This window comes from Sphingopyxis soli, assembly GCF_018682675.1.
GTDB lineage: Bacteria > Pseudomonadota > Alphaproteobacteria > Sphingomonadales > Sphingomonadaceae > Sphingopyxis > Sphingopyxis soli.
Genome location: NZ_JAFMTR010000111.1, coordinates 1 through 13,312, shown reverse-complemented (window position 1 = coordinate 13,312; position 13,312 = coordinate 1). Strand labels below are relative to the sequence as shown.

Below are 13,312 nucleotides of genomic sequence, written 5' to 3'. Positions count from 1 at the left end.
CGGCCCGCGCCTCCCGTCAGAGAAGCATCTTCAAGGCAGCCGAGCGATATTCGCTCGGCGTCATACCCTCGGCGTCGCGAAAGGCGCGGTTGAACGGACCCAGTGAGCCAAAGCCCGCGTCGAGCGCGATCGTCAGGATCGGCACCTCGCGCTGCGCCGGATCGGCGAGCGCCGCACGCACCTCGTCGAGGCGGAAGCTGTTGAGGAAAGCGGTGAAGTTGCGGTGCCCCATCTCGCCGTTGATCGCACGCCGCACGCGGTATTCGGGCTCGCCGAGCCGCGCCGCGAGCGCCGCGATGCTGAACCCCTCGGCGCGATAGGCGCGCTCCTCGGCCATCACGACGCGAAGCCGCCGCGCGAGCGCCGAAGGCTCGGCGGGCCGCGCGGCCGGCGTCGCCCCCGCGTCGGGCACCGCGAACAGTTCGGCCGATCGGAAGCGATAGAGGCCGACCGAGACGATGAAGGTCGCGATCAGGATCGCGGCCAGGGTCAATGTCCGCGCCAGATCGTGGCTCATGTCGCGATTGTGGAACATCTCGATGAAGCTCACCCAGATCACGAAACCGCCGATCGCTCCGACAACGCCGAGGCGGAAGCTGCGCCGCGCCTCGATCAGATCGTTCGCGCGCCCGCGCCACGCGATCCACATGCCGGCGATCGCAAAGGCGAACATGCCGACGCGCACGAGGATCCAGATCGCCGGGCTGAAATCGCCCGTCGCGGCGATCAGCACGACCTGGATCAGCGGCAACACGCCGAACGCCGCGACGAGCGCCCAGCTTTGCCAGCCGATCCGCCGCCGGTCGTCGAACCACAGCCGCGCGAAAAGCCAGAACAGCGCGGGCACCATCACCGACAGCGCATCGGCGATCACATAGGGAAAAAGCGTCGCGCCGCCGGGATGCAGGACGCGCGCCAGCAGGTAGGCGATGATGGTTCCGTTCATGGCGATCGCCACCCGCGCCGCAGGCACCGCGCGATGGTCGCGCCACAGGATCGCGATCCACAACAGGAACAGCACCGTCGCGCCGCCGCGAATCATCGGGTCGATAAGGTCGAGCGCCCCCATGCGCGCCCTGCTAGCTCAAAACTGGCGGATCACCGACAGGAAAGCGTCGCCCCACGCTTCGAGCTTCTTCGCGCCGACCCCCGGAATCGCGCCGAGCGCGCTCCGCGTCGCGGGCCGCTCGCTCGCCATCGCGCGCAGCACCGCGTCGTGGAAGATCACATAGGGCGGCACCCCCGCCTCGGTCGCCAGCTCGCGCCGCGTCGCGCGCAGCGCGTCGAACAGCGGATCGCCGACCGGGTTCGCTGCCGCGCGGTCGCCGCGCGAGGTCCGGGTCAGGCGCGGCGCCGGTGGCTCGGCGATCAGCACCGGCACCTCGCCCTTCATCACCGCGCGCCCCGCAGGCCCGAACATCAACCCGCCATGCTCGGTCGTCTCGAGCGCCTCGCGCGCGACGAGGGTGCGGACGAGCGGCTTGATCAGCCGCGCCTCCTCGCCCGCGACGATCCCGAAGACCGAGAGCTTGTCATGGCCGCGGCTCGCGATGCGCTCGTCGGCGCGGCCCGTCAGCACGGCCTCGACATGCCCCGCGCCATAGCTTTGCCCGGTGCGATAGACCGCGCTCAGCAATTTCTGCGCCAGCACCGTCGCATCGACCTGGCTCGGCGGGTCGAGGCAGGTGTCGCAATTGCCGCAGCGTTCGGGCGGATTCTCGCCGAAATGCCGCAGCAGCAGCGCGCGGCGGCATTCGACCGTCTCGACCAGCGCGGCGAGCGCGTTGAGCCTCGCGCGTTCGCCCGCGATACGCGCCTCGGGCAGCTCGCCCAGCCGCATCCGTGCGCGCGCGAAATCCTCGGCGCCCCACAGCATCAGCGCCTCCGCCGGGTCGCCGTCGCGGCCCGCGCGGCCGGTTTCCTGATAATAGCTTTCGATCGACTTCGGCAGCCCGGCGTGGGCGACGAAGCGCACGTCGGGCTTGTCGATCCCCATGCCGAAGGCGACCGTCGCGGTGACGATGCCGTCCTCCGACGCGACGAACTCCTGCTGCACCCGCGCGCGCCGTTCGGGGTCGAGCCCGGCGTGATAGGCCGCGACGCTGCGTCCCGTCGCGGCGGCGAGCTTCCCCGCCATCCTTTCGGTCCCGTCGCGCGTCGGGCAATAGACGATCCCCGGCCCCGGATTGGCGGCAATGAAGTCGGCGAGCTGCTTCGCCGGGCTGATTCTCGGACCCACCCGATAGCGGATATTCGGCCGGTCGAACCCCGCGAGCACCAGCCCGTCGCCCGGAATGCCGAGCTGGACGAGGATATCCTCGCGCGTGTGCTTGTCGGCGGTCGCGGTCAGCGCCAGCCGCGGCACATCGGGAAAGGCGTCGAGCAGCGGCCGCAGCAAGCGGTAATCGGGCCGGAAATCATGTCCCCATTCGCTGACGCAATGCGCCTCGTCGATCGCGAACAGCGCCGGACGGCGCGCCTCCATCAACGACCGGAACCCGTCACCCGTCGCGCGCTCGGGCGCGATATAGAGCAGGTCGAGCTCGCCGTCGCGATAGGCCTGCCGCGTGTCGGCGAAATCGGCATCGACGCTCGTCAGGCTCGCCGCGCGAATCCCCGCCGCGCGCGCGCCGCGCAGCTGGTCGTGCATCAGCGCGATCAGCGGCGACACGACGACGACGCAGCCGTCGAGCGCAACCGCGGGAAGCTGATAGGTCAGCGACTTGCCCGCCCCCGTCGGCATCACCGCCAGCGTCCGCTCGCCCGCCATCACGCGCTCGACGACCTCGGCCTGACGGCCGCGGAACGCGTCGAAACCGAAGGTGGATTTGAGCAACGGGAGGAGAGCGTCGGCGGGCATTGCCGGGTCGCGATAGGCAAAGTCACGGGGCGGGGGAAGTCCCAAACCCGTCCGATCGCAAAGAGAAAAAAGAGAAAAGGGCAAGGCCCGCAGGCCCCGCCCTCTCGGGTCGCCGGGCGACCGATCAGCTGCGCGTGATCGACGCCCCGCCATCGACCAGCGATGCGGTGCCGGTGACGAAGCTCGCATCGTCGGACGCGAGGAAGAGCACGGCCTTCGCGATCTCGTTCGGCTGGCCGACGCGTTTCAGCGCGTGCAGGCCCGTCACGAAATCCTGCTTCTCGGCGCTGTCGTTGACCGCCTCGAACATGTCGGTCGCGACCCCGCCGGGGAGCACCGAATTGACGCGGACATTCTGCGGACCGAACTCGGCGGCGAGCGCCTGCGTCAGCCCGATCAGCCCCGACTTGCTCGCCGAGTAGGCGGCGCTGCCGGGGAAGGAAAAGCTGTAGCCGACGAAGGTCGAGGTGAAGATCACCGACCCGCCGCCATGCTTCACCATCTCGGCGATCTGGTGCTTCGCGGCGAGGAAGGAGCCGGTGAGGTTCACCTGCAGCGCATCGTTGAAGCCCGCTTCCGACACGTCGGTGCTGGGCCCCGCCTCGCCGAAGACGCCGGCATTGTTGAAACCGATGTCGAGCCGGCCGAAATTCTTCACCGCCGCAGCGACCAGCGCTTCGTGAAAGGCTTCGCTGCGGACATCGCCGGCGACCGCGACGGCCTCGCCGCCCGCGGCGATGATTTCGGCGACCAGCGTGTCGAGTTCGGCCTGGCGGCGCGCGCCGACGACGACGCTCGCGCCCTCGGCGGCGAAAAGTTTCGCGGTCTCGCGGCCGATCCCCGAGCTGGCGCCGGTGACGATCGCAACCTTGTTCTGCAAACGGTTCATGACTTTTCTCCTGTTCGGCGGCGGGCCCGATGCCCGTGGTCGATGAGGAGAAAGTGGACTTTGCCCCGCGTTCGAAATAGACGGCAAAACTTGATTCTATAATTCGGAATATCCGAACAATGATCCGCATCGAAGGCATCGCCGCATTCGTCGCAACGGTCGAGCATGGCTCGATCAGCGGCGCCGCGCGCCAGCTCCGCCTGTCGAAATCGGTGGTGAGCGAACGCCTCGCCGAACTCGAACGCTCGCTCGGCAGCGCCCTCCTCCATCGCACCACCCGCAGGCTGAGCCTCACCGAGGACGGCGCCGCCTTCCTGCCGCGGGCGCAGCGGATCACCCGCGACGTCACCGAAGCCGCCGCCGCCATCGCCGAACGCCGCGGCACGCTCGCGGGCCCGCTGCGCATCGCCGCGCCCGTCACCTTCGGCCATATGCACCTCGGCCCCGCGCTCTATCCGTTCCTCAAAGCCCATCCCGAAATCCAGATGACGCTCGACCTCGACGACCGCCGCATCGACGTCGCGTCGAGCGGCCATGACGCGATCATCCGCCAGGGGGTGATCGACGACACGCGCCTCATCGTCTGGAAGCTCGCCAAAAGCCGCCGGATCCTGACCGCGTCGGCGGCCTATCTGGCGGAGCATGGCACGCCGCAGAGCCTCGACGATCTCGGCGACCACCGCGGCATCTTCTACACCAATCGCGGCGTCGCCGACTGGCACTTTCGCACCGCGGATGGCCCGATTGCGATCCAGGCTCGCCAGGCGCTGGGCGTCAACAACGGCGACATGATCCGCGACGCGGTGGCGGCGGGCCTCGGCATCGCGATGCTCCCCGCCTTCATCGCAGGCCCGGCGATCAAGGCAGGCACGCTCGTCGCCATCCCGCTCGCCATCCCCCCCGACGAGGAATGGATCTATATGGCGCATTCGCAGGGCCGCGACCCGTCGGCAAAACTGCGCGCGCTGCGCGACCATCTGAAAGACGCGTTCGGCGACCCGCCCTATTGGGATGCGGCCTAGACCGTTCTGGGGTGGCGAGTTGTCATGTGAAGCGGACCGCCTCCACCCGATCGCGAACGACCATAGCCGGCCTCAATAGCCCGCCGTGGCCTCGAGGAACCAGATCCGCTGCTGCGTCTCGTCGGCCCAGGCGTCGACCAGTCCGCTCGTCGCGATATCGCCGTCGGCCTCGGCGGCCGCCTTCACATCCTTGAGCTGGGCAAGCAGCGTCCGGTTGTCCTCGGCGAGCGTTGTGACCATCGCATCGGCGGTCACCCCCGCGGCATCGTCGTCCCTGATCGACTGGCGGCGCGACACGTCGCCGATCGAGCGCAGCGTCGCGGCGCCATTCTTGCGCACGCGTTCGGCGATCAGGTCGGTGGTGCCAAGGATCTGCGTCGCCTGTTCGTCGAACAACAGGTGAAGTTCGCGGAAGTGCGGCCCCTGAACGTGCCAGTGATAATTTTTGGTCTTGAGATAGAGCGCAAAGCTGTCGGCGAGCAGCGCGTTGAGCGCATCGGCGACGGCGGGCTGGTTATGGTTCTCGGGCATGGGATGTTCCTTTCGTTGACCCCGTCGATGTAGGGCCGCGAACAGGCATTTTCCCATTGAACCTTTTGGTGGCTTTCATCGGAAAAACCGATGAACATGTCTGCAACCGGATGCTTCTTCTACAAACCGAAAGCAGCCATCCCCGCGCGAACGCCCCACAGGGCCAGGATCGCCGCGCCGGCATAGCGCAGGGCTTGCACCGGCCGCTGCGCCGCGAGCGCCGGTCCGAAGGCAAGGAAGGGGAGCAACGCCATTATCCAACCGACCAGCCCGCCCGCGGCCGCCCACAGCCCCGCGCCGCTCGTCGCGGCGAGCGCGCCGATCAGGAAATGGCTGCGGTTGCCGAATTGCAGCGTCAGCATCCGCACCAGCAGCACCGAGGGCGCCGTTGGGGCAAGCTCGTCCGCCGACGGGCCGAGCCGCCCGCGCCACAGCAGCGCGGCCGCCGCGCTCAGCGTTGCAAAGGCGATCAGCACCGCAACGATCCCCTGCCCGACCATCCGGTTCAGCGCCGCGCCCGCGATCGCGGCGATCAGGGCATTGGCGATGAACGCGCCAAATGCGATGGCGACGACACGCCGCCGGTCGTTTCGTGCGGCAAGCAGGTCCGAAAGGAGAAGTCCCGTCCGCCCGTCGGCATTGGCGAGCGCCACGGCGACGAGGGCGAGCATGATCGCGTCCATGACAAACCGCCTGCGCCGTCAGGCGCGGCGCGTCAATGCCCGAGCCGCATCGCCACCGACGCGAGCCAGGCTTCCTGGGCGGCGGCGGGCAGCGGCCCGCGCGGCGCCAGCACCGCATCGCTCATCGCGTCGAGATAGGTCAGGATCGCGGCGCGATAGCCGCCGCCCGCGACCGCCGATTCCAGCCGGCTCGCCAGCATCTCGACGGCAGCAAAGCCATTGTCGCGCGCAAGGCAGCGAATATCGTCGACCCCCTGCACGATCTGCGCGAGCGCGCAATGCGGCAACGCCTCGGCAAGCGCGCCGATCTGTCCGCCGATACGGTCCTGGATTTCCTGATAATGGTCGGTCTGGATAGCCATCGTCCGCCCCCGTTCCCCACATTTCCCGGGACAGAGGATGCGCCCCAATGGTTAACCGGCGGTTAGCGGTGGCGTACCGGAGAATCGGCGTCCTGCGACTGTTTGCTGCGGTACATGTCGCGGTCGGCGGCGGCGAGAATCTCGGACTCGGTCGCCCCCGCCTCCAGCATCGCGACCCCGAAACAGGCCGACAGCTGGATCACGTGCCCGTCATAGATCGCGGGCTCGGCGCTCAGCACATGGCGCAGGCGGTTCACCTGCACGCGCGCGCCCTCTTCGGTCGACTGGTCGAGGATCAGGCCGAATTCGTCGCCGCCGATCCGCGCCGCGACGTCGGTCGCGCGGATCGATTCATCGAGCCGCGTCGCGATCTGGAGCAGCGCGAAGTCGCCTGCCGCATGGCCGAAACTGTCGTTGATATATTTGAGCTGGTTGACGTCGATGAACACCACCGCCGCGCTTTCGGCATGGCGCTCGAAGCGCGCGAGGCGCTGGTGGATCGCGGTCAGGAAATAGCGGCGATTGAACAGCGGGGTCAGCGTGTCGCGTTCCGACACGCGTTCGAGCTCGGCGACCGCAATCTTCAGGATGCGGTTCTCGCGGCGCAACGCGTCGCGTTCCCTGCGCAATTCGCGCAACTGATCCTCGATGGAGTCAACGGATGCGAAGCCGGTCCGGTCGACCGCTATCCGTGCCCCCCCTGCGATATCCATTCCCTATCCCCGACACATACCCTCTGGTCCGCCGGCACGATGCCGACACGATATGCAAGCGTGACCCTAGCCCCCGAGTGGATACCAATCGGTAAACGCCGCCCATGGCATTTGGATGGCGTTGCCAGCGCGGCGGACAGACTCTAGGGGGATAGCAGGATCGGGATTCGGAGGGCTCTTGTGAGCGACAGCACGCCGCAGGTGGGGGTGGTCATGGGGAGCCAGTCGGACTGGCCGACGATGGCGCACGCGGTCCAGATGCTCGAGGAATTCGGCATCGCGCACGAGGTGCGGATCGTCTCGGCGCACCGCACCCCCGACCGCCTCGTCGACTATGCCAAAAGCGCAGCCGGGCGCGGTTTGAAGGCGATCATCGCGGGCGCCGGGGGCGCCGCGCACCTGCCCGGCATGGTCGCCTCGATGACCCGCGTGCCCGTTCTCGGCGTGCCCGTCCAGTCGGCGGCGCTCAGCGGCGTCGACAGCCTCTATTCGATCGTCCAGATGCCCGGCGGCATCCCCGTCGCGACCTTTGCGATCGGCAAGGCGGGGGCGACCAACGCGGGCCTGTTCGCAGTATCGCTGCTCGCCAATGAATGCTCCGAACTGGCACAAAAACTTGAAGACTGGCGCGCAAGGCAGACCGACAGCGTCGCTCCGACGCCGGTTCGCGAGGGCTGAGCCCTTGCTATCTCCCGGCTCGACGATCGGCATCTTGGGCGGCGGCCAGCTCGGGCGGATGCTCGCGGTCGCGGCGGCGCAGCTCGGCTTCAAGGTCCACATCTATGCCCCCGACGCCGAAAGCGTCGCCGCCGAGGTCGCCGCGCACCACAGCCAGGCGGCATGGGACGACGAATCGCGCCTCGCCGCCTTCGCCGCTGCCTGCGACATCGTGACCTTCGAGTTCGAGAATGTCCCCGTCGACACCGTCCGCTTCCTCTCGGGCCATGTCGCGGTGCATCCGGGCGCAAAGGCGCTCGAAATCGCGCAGGATCGCCTTGCCGAAAAGACATTTGTCGCCGGGCTCGGCGGCCGCACCGCGCCTTTCGCATCGGTTCCCGACCGCGCCGCACTCGATACGGCGCTGGGCGGGATCGGCGCGCCCGCGATCCTCAAGACGGTGCGCATGGGCTATGACGGCAAGGGGCAGGCGCGCCTCGCCGCCACCGAAGACGCCGATGCGGCGTGGGAGGCGATCGGCCGCCACGCCGCGATCCTCGAAGGCTTCGTCGCGTTCGAGCACGAATTTTCGGTGATCCTCGTTCGCGGCATCGACGGCGAAATCCGCTATTGGGATTCGACGGTCAACGTCCATGAAGGCGGCATCCTCGCGACCGCCAGCCTGCCGCCGCCGCCCGTCGTCGCGGACCAGCAGGACGAAGCGCGCGCGATGATGGCCGGGATCGCTGCGGCGCTCGACTATGTCGGCGTGCTCACCGGCGAGTTCTTCGCCACCGACGCCGGGCCGGTATTCAACGAAATGGCGCCGCGCGTCCACAACAGCGGCCACTGGACGATCGAGGGCGCGGTCGCGAGCCAGTTCGAAAATCACATCCGCGCAATCGCAGGCCTGCCGCTCGGCAGCACCGCAACGCGCCAGCTTCCCGTCGTCATGCGCAACCTGATCGGCGCCGACATCGCCGCGATCCCGGCGCTGCTCGCCGACGGGAATTGCCACGTCCACCATTACAGCAAGACCGAAGTCCGCGACGGCCGCAAACTCGGCCACGCCACATGGGCGGGTGCAGCGCCCGGAGCCTCTCCCGCATGAACCGCCCCGAAATCACGCTGATCCTCGCGCGCGCCGCCAATGGGGTGATCGGCGCCGACGGCAAGATGCCCTGGCACCTCCCCGCCGACCTCCGCCGCTTCAAGCAGCTCACCATGGGGCGTCCGATGATCATGGGGCGCAAGACCTTCGACAGCCTGCCCGCGATCCTCGAGGGCCGCCGTCACATCGTCCTGACGCGCGATCCCGACTGGCAGGAGGAGGGCGCCGAGCCCGTCGCGACGGTCGAGGAAGCGCTGAAACTGGCCAATGCGCCGCATGTGATGGTGATCGGCGGCGCCGAAATCTACCAGCTCTTCCTGCCGCTCGCCGACCGTATCGAACTCACCGAAGTCGCGCTCGCGCCCGCCGGCGACGCGTCGATCGCGGCGCCCGGCGCGCCCGAATGGCGGGAAATCGCGCGCGAGGACCATCCCGCCGCCGACGGCCGCCCGGCCTTCTCCTTCGTCACCCTCGCCCGGAAGCGCGGATGAAGCGTTGGTTCCTCGGCCTCGCGATCGTGCTGATCGCCGCCGCGGGCGCCTTTTTCGGCCTCGCGCCCGGCATGACCGAGCGCAGCCTCAACAAGATCGACGGCAAGCCGCTCGCCGCGGTGAGCGACCATGCCAGGGCGCTGCACAAGACGCTGACCATCGTCGACCTCCACAGCGACACCTTGCTCTGGCAGCGCAGCCTGCTGACGCGCGCCGGCCGCGGCCATGTCGACCTGCCGCGGCTCGAAGACGGCAATGTCGCGCTGCAGGTGTTTTCGAGCGTCACCAAGACGCCGAAGGGCCAGAATTACGACGCGAACGGCGGCCACACCGACAATATCACGGCGCTCGCGATCGCCCAGCTCCAGCCTGTGCGCACCTGGACCTCGCTCCTCGAACGCTCGCTCTGGCATGCCGAAAAGCTGCATCGCGCGGTTGCCGACGCCGATGGGGCGCTCCGCGCTGTCGCCGCCCCCGCCGATATCGACGCGCTGCTCGCCGGACGCGTCGGCAACGCGCGTCCGGTGGGCGCGATGCTCAGCATCGAGGGGCTGCAGGATCTCGAAGGCGATATCGGCAACCTCGACCGGCTGCACGCGGCCGGCTTCCGCATGGCGGGGCTTGCGCATTTCTTCGACAATGATGTCGCGGGCTCGATGCACGGCATCAGGAAATACGGGCTGACTCCGCTCGGCCGCAAGGTCGTGCCGCGGATGGAAGAGCTCGGCATGATCGTCGATATCGCGCATTGCAGTCGCACCTGCGTCGCCGATATATTGAAGATCGCGCGCCGTCCCGTCGTCTCCAGCCACGGCGGGGTGCAGGCGACGTGCCAGGTCAACCGCAACCTCAGCGACGCGCAGATAAGGGGCGTTGCCGCGACCGGCGGGTTGATCGGTATCGGCTATTGGGACGCCGCGATCTGCGACACCTCGCCCGCGAGCATCGCGAAGGCGATGAAGCATGTCCGCGACCTCGTCGGCATCCGATATGTCGCGCTCGGCAGCGACTATGACGGCGGCACCACCGTCCGCTTCGACACGTCGAAGCTGGTGCAGGTGACACAGGCGCTGATCGACGCAGGCTTCACCGACGACGAGATCCGCGCCGCGATGGGCGGCAATGCGATCCGGGTGCTGCGCGCGGGGATCGCGCCGATGGCGCAGCCCGCCCCGTGATGCTGCGAGCCCTTTCCTTGAGAAATCCGTGTTCCCCCGCGAAGGCGGGGGTCCGTCTCCGGCCGTTGCAAATTGGAACCGGAAAGAGACGGGTCCCCGCCTTCGCGGGGGCACACAGTGTTTGTAATCTCGGGCCAGACCCTCATCGTGCGGACAAAGAGGCAGGTCTATGATCCGCCTCGACGGCCACCACCCTATCCCCGAGCCCTTGCGCGGCGGCGTCATCGCGCTCGGCAATTTCGACGGCTTCCACGCGGGGCATCAGGCGGTCGTCGGCCGCGCGGTGCGCCATGCCAGGGACGAGGGGCGCCCGGCGATCGTCGCGACTTTCGATCCGCATCCGGTGCGCTTCTTCAAGCCCGACGTCGCCCCTTTCCGCCTCACCACGCTCGACCAACGGCAGGAATTGTTCGCCGCGGCGGGCGCCGATGCGATGCTCGTCCTCCCCTTCGACGCCGCGCTCGCGGCGACGAGCGCCGAGGATTTCATCACCGCGCTGCTGCTGGGTCGCTACGGCGCGGCGGGCGTCGTCACCGGCGCCGATTTCACTTTCGGCAAGGGCCGCGGCGGCGATGTCGTGACGCTCGCCGACCACGCCCGCCGCCTCGGCTTCTTCACCGAGATGGTCGCCCCCGTCGACGATAGCGAGGAGGTCGTCTCGTCGAGCCGCATCCGCGAGGCGCTGCGCTCGGGCGACTGCGACACCGCCGCGCGCCTCCTCACCCGTCCCTTCACCGTGCGCAATGTCGTCCAGCACGGCGACAAGAACGGCCGCCTGCTCGGCTTCCCGACCGCGAACCTCGACATGGGCCAATATCTCCGCCCGCGCTACGGCATCTACGCCGTCACCGGCCGCCTCCCCGACGGCCGTATCCTGAAAGGCGCCGCCAACCTCGGCATCCGTCCCAGCTTCGACCCGCCCAAGGAATTGCTCGAACCGCATTTTTTCGATTTCGCCGGGGATCTCTACGGCCAGGAAATCGACGTCGCCTTCCACGCCTTCATCCGCCCCGAGGCCAAATATGACGGGATGGACGCGCTGATGGCCCAGATCGCCAGGGATTGCGAACAGGCGAAGGCGCTGCTGGCAGATATCTGATCCCTCTCCCATTTAGGGAGAGGGACAGAGGTTTGCTCCCACGCAAATCTGCGCTAAGCGCCGCGCACCATGACCGACAGCACGCCCACCCCCGAAGCCCGCGATTACCGCGACACCGTCTTCCTGCCCAAGACCGACTTCCCGATGAAGGCCGGGCTGCCGCAGAAGGAACCCGGCATTCTCGCCAAATGGGAGGCCGAGGGGCTGTACAAACAGATTCGCGAAAGCCGCGCCGGGCGTGACAAGTTCATCCTCCACGACGGCCCGCCCTACGCCAATGGCGACATGCACATCGGCCATGCGATGCAGCGCATCCTCAAGGACATGGTCGTCCGCACCCAGACGCTGAAGGGCAAGGACGCGCCCTTCGTGCCCGGCTGGGACTGCCACGGCCTGCCGATCGAGTGGAAGGTCGAGGAGCAGTATCGCAAGAAAAAGCTCAACAAGGACGAGGTTCCGGTCGAGGAATTCCGCGCCGAATGCCGCGCCTATGCCCAGCATTGGGTCGACGTCCAGCGCGAGCAGATCAAGCGCCTCGGCGCGATCGGCGACTGGGACAACCCGTACCTCACGATGGATTATGAGGCCGAGGCCACCATCGTGCGCGAACTGCTCAAATTCGCCGCGAACGACATGCTCTATCGCGGCGCCAAGCCCGTGATGTGGTCGCCGGTCGAAAAGACCGCGCTCGCCGAGGCCGAGATCGAATATGAGGATATCGTCTCGACCCAGATCGATGTTGGTTTCGAGATCGTCGAGAGTCCCAATTCCGAATTATTGACGGATTTGACGAAGCGCGGTTTTGCAATCAGCGCCGTGATCTGGACAACCACGCCCTGGACGATTCCCGTCAACCAAGCGCTCGCCTTCAATCCTGACATCACCTACGCAATCTTGGAACCGATCGTTGATGTGCCTGTCACCGACGAAGTTACACGTCATGCATTCCTTGCCCGTTTGGAGCAACTCGGCATTCTGACAAACGGCAAGCGCCTGTATCTTGTCGCAAAGGATTTGGCGCGGGATTTTGCCGTTCGGGTAACAAGGCAAGTACACGAAATCGGGCGCAACGAGTTCGGTCTGGATATGACCGGTAAACTTTGGGATCCAGACTTTGGACCGGAATCCGAAGTAAGAGGCTCCGACCTCGCCGGCACCATCGCCCGCCACCCAATGCACGCGCTCGGCGGCTTCTTCGCGCGCCCGCGCCCCTTCCTCGCGGGCGATTTCGTCACTACCGACAGCGGCACCGGGCTCGTCCATATGTCGCCCGACCATGGCGAGGACGACTTCGACCTCTGCAAGGCGAACGGCATCGACCCCGTTTTCGCGGTCGAGGGCGACGGCAAATATCGCGCCGACTGGGGCTGGCTCGGCGGCCAAGGCTCGGTAATCAACCCCAAGTTCAACGCCCCCGACGGCCCGATCTGTTCGGACCTGCGCGACGCCGGCGCGCTGCTCGCGGCGTCGGCCGACTATAAGCACAGCTATCCGCACAGCTGGCGCTCGAAGGCGAAGGTCATCTATCGCTGCACCCCGCAATGGTTCGTGCCGATGGACAAGGTCTTCACCCCCTCTCCCCTTGCGGGGTGGTCAGAGGCACGTGACTCTGACCACGGTGGCCCGCAGGGCCGGGAGAAGGGTCGCGTCGCGTCTGCGACGCAAGAAACCTCCGGCAGTGCAGTCGATTCCCCTGGCGCGCAGACGCGCGCCGCC

General features: G+C 67.6%; 14 protein-coding genes. 7 read left to right on the top strand and 7 right to left on the bottom strand.

Annotated features, from left to right (window positions below):
• Positions 1 to 16 precede the first annotated feature (16 nt).
• The 3 genes from J1N50_RS16570 to J1N50_RS16560 all read right to left on the bottom strand — a co-directional run bounded on the left by J1N50_RS16570 (position 17) and on the right by J1N50_RS16560 (position 3,749).
• A complete protein-coding gene (locus J1N50_RS16570) occupies positions 17 to 1,069 on the bottom strand; it encodes an AraC family transcriptional regulator (RefSeq protein WP_215355763.1) in 1,053 nt (350 codons plus the stop codon).
• A gap of 15 nt (positions 1,070 to 1,084) precedes the next feature.
• On the bottom strand, positions 1,085 to 2,860 hold the full coding sequence (recQ, locus tag J1N50_RS16565) for a DNA helicase RecQ (RefSeq protein WP_215355761.1): 1,776 nt from the start codon (positions 2,858 to 2,860) through the stop codon (positions 1,085 to 1,087).
• A gap of 124 nt (positions 2,861 to 2,984) precedes the next feature.
• Complete coding sequence (locus J1N50_RS16560; RefSeq protein WP_215355758.1) at positions 2,985 to 3,749, bottom strand: SDR family oxidoreductase; 765 nt, start codon at positions 3,747 to 3,749, stop codon at positions 2,985 to 2,987.
• Between the two features lie 119 nt (positions 3,750 to 3,868).
• Between J1N50_RS16560 and J1N50_RS16555 the strand changes: the two genes are divergently transcribed.
• On the top strand, positions 3,869 to 4,771 hold the full coding sequence (locus tag J1N50_RS16555) for a LysR family transcriptional regulator (RefSeq protein WP_215355756.1): 903 nt from the start codon (positions 3,869 to 3,871) through the stop codon (positions 4,769 to 4,771).
• A 72-nt stretch (positions 4,772 to 4,843) separates the two neighbouring features.
• Here the strand turns inward: J1N50_RS16555 and J1N50_RS16550 are convergent, their stop codons facing one another.
• The 4 genes from J1N50_RS16550 to J1N50_RS16535 all read right to left on the bottom strand — a co-directional run bounded on the left by J1N50_RS16550 (position 4,844) and on the right by J1N50_RS16535 (position 6,985).
• The gene (locus J1N50_RS16550) at positions 4,844 to 5,302 is read right to left on the bottom strand and encodes a Dps family protein (RefSeq protein ID WP_215355755.1); all 459 of its coding nucleotides are present in this window, start codon (positions 5,300 to 5,302) and stop codon (positions 4,844 to 4,846) included.
• Positions 5,303 to 5,421: 119 nt separating this feature from the next.
• A complete protein-coding gene (locus tag J1N50_RS16545; protein ID WP_215355752.1) occupies positions 5,422 to 5,985 on the bottom strand; it encodes a hypothetical protein in 564 nt (187 codons plus the stop codon).
• Between the two features lie 32 nt (positions 5,986 to 6,017).
• Entirely contained in the window at positions 6,018 to 6,347 is a 330-nt protein-coding gene (locus J1N50_RS16540) for a hypothetical protein (RefSeq protein ID WP_204992275.1), read from the bottom strand.
• Positions 6,348 to 6,409: 62 nt separating this feature from the next.
• Positions 6,410 to 6,985: a GGDEF domain-containing protein gene (locus J1N50_RS16535; RefSeq protein WP_246553690.1), complete on the bottom strand. Its 576-nt coding sequence runs from the start codon at positions 6,983 to 6,985 to the stop codon at positions 6,410 to 6,412.
• Between the two features lie 255 nt (positions 6,986 to 7,240).
• On the opposite strand from J1N50_RS16535, the gene purE reads away from it, so the two are divergent.
• From purE to J1N50_RS16505, 6 genes are all read left to right on the top strand, one after another.
• Positions 7,241 to 7,738 carry a 5-(carboxyamino)imidazole ribonucleotide mutase gene (purE, locus tag J1N50_RS16530; protein WP_343227908.1) on the top strand — a complete coding sequence of 166 codons (498 nt, stop codon included), beginning with the start codon at positions 7,241 to 7,243 and terminating at the stop codon, positions 7,736 to 7,738.
• 4 nt (positions 7,739 to 7,742) lie between these two features.
• The gene (locus J1N50_RS16525) at positions 7,743 to 8,828 is read left to right on the top strand and encodes a 5-(carboxyamino)imidazole ribonucleotide synthase (RefSeq protein WP_246553689.1); all 1,086 of its coding nucleotides are present in this window, start codon (positions 7,743 to 7,745) and stop codon (positions 8,826 to 8,828) included.
• Complete coding sequence (locus J1N50_RS16520) at positions 8,825 to 9,319, top strand: dihydrofolate reductase (protein ID WP_215355748.1); 495 nt, start codon at positions 8,825 to 8,827, stop codon at positions 9,317 to 9,319. Before J1N50_RS16525 ends, J1N50_RS16520 begins: the two co-directional genes overlap by 4 nt.
• Positions 9,316 to 10,497, top strand: coding sequence for a dipeptidase (locus J1N50_RS16515; protein ID WP_215355746.1), 1,182 nt, complete (start codon positions 9,316 to 9,318; stop codon positions 10,495 to 10,497). The genes J1N50_RS16520 and J1N50_RS16515 overlap by 4 nt, the downstream gene beginning before the upstream one ends.
• A 169-nt stretch (positions 10,498 to 10,666) precedes the next feature.
• The gene (locus J1N50_RS16510) at positions 10,667 to 11,596 is read left to right on the top strand and encodes a bifunctional riboflavin kinase/FAD synthetase (RefSeq protein ID WP_215355744.1); all 930 of its coding nucleotides are present in this window, start codon (positions 10,667 to 10,669) and stop codon (positions 11,594 to 11,596) included.
• 69 nt (positions 11,597 to 11,665) lie between these two features.
• Positions 11,666 to 13,312: class I tRNA ligase family protein (locus J1N50_RS16505; protein WP_215355742.1), on the top strand; the 1,647-nt coding region annotated here is incomplete at its 3' end.

What these genes read in the sequence shown, in the direction of transcription:
- J1N50_RS16515 (WP_215355746.1), top strand. Translation starts at nt 9,316, where the DNA reads ATGAAGCGTTGGTTCCTCGGCCTCGCGATCGTGCTGATCGCCGCCGCG.
- J1N50_RS16570 (WP_215355763.1), bottom strand. Translation starts at nt 1,069, where the DNA reads ATGGGGGCGCTCGACCTTATCGACCCGATGATTCGCGGCGGCGCGACG.
- J1N50_RS16545 (WP_215355752.1), bottom strand. Translation starts at nt 5,985, where the DNA reads ATGGACGCGATCATGCTCGCCCTCGTCGCCGTGGCGCTCGCCAATGCC.
- J1N50_RS16555 (WP_215355756.1), top strand. Translation starts at nt 3,869, where the DNA reads ATGATCCGCATCGAAGGCATCGCCGCATTCGTCGCAACGGTCGAGCAT.
- J1N50_RS16550 (WP_215355755.1), bottom strand. Translation starts at nt 5,302, where the DNA reads ATGCCCGAGAACCATAACCAGCCCGCCGTCGCCGATGCGCTCAACGCG.
- J1N50_RS16540 (WP_204992275.1), bottom strand. Translation starts at nt 6,347, where the DNA reads ATGGCTATCCAGACCGACCATTATCAGGAAATCCAGGACCGTATCGGC.
- J1N50_RS16510 (WP_215355744.1), top strand. Translation starts at nt 10,667, where the DNA reads ATGATCCGCCTCGACGGCCACCACCCTATCCCCGAGCCCTTGCGCGGC.
- J1N50_RS16520 (WP_215355748.1), top strand. Translation starts at nt 8,825, where the DNA reads ATGAACCGCCCCGAAATCACGCTGATCCTCGCGCGCGCCGCCAATGGG.
- recQ (WP_215355761.1), bottom strand. Translation starts at nt 2,860, where the DNA reads ATGCCCGCCGACGCTCTCCTCCCGTTGCTCAAATCCACCTTCGGTTTC.
- J1N50_RS16560 (WP_215355758.1), bottom strand. Translation starts at nt 3,749, where the DNA reads ATGAACCGTTTGCAGAACAAGGTTGCGATCGTCACCGGCGCCAGCTCG.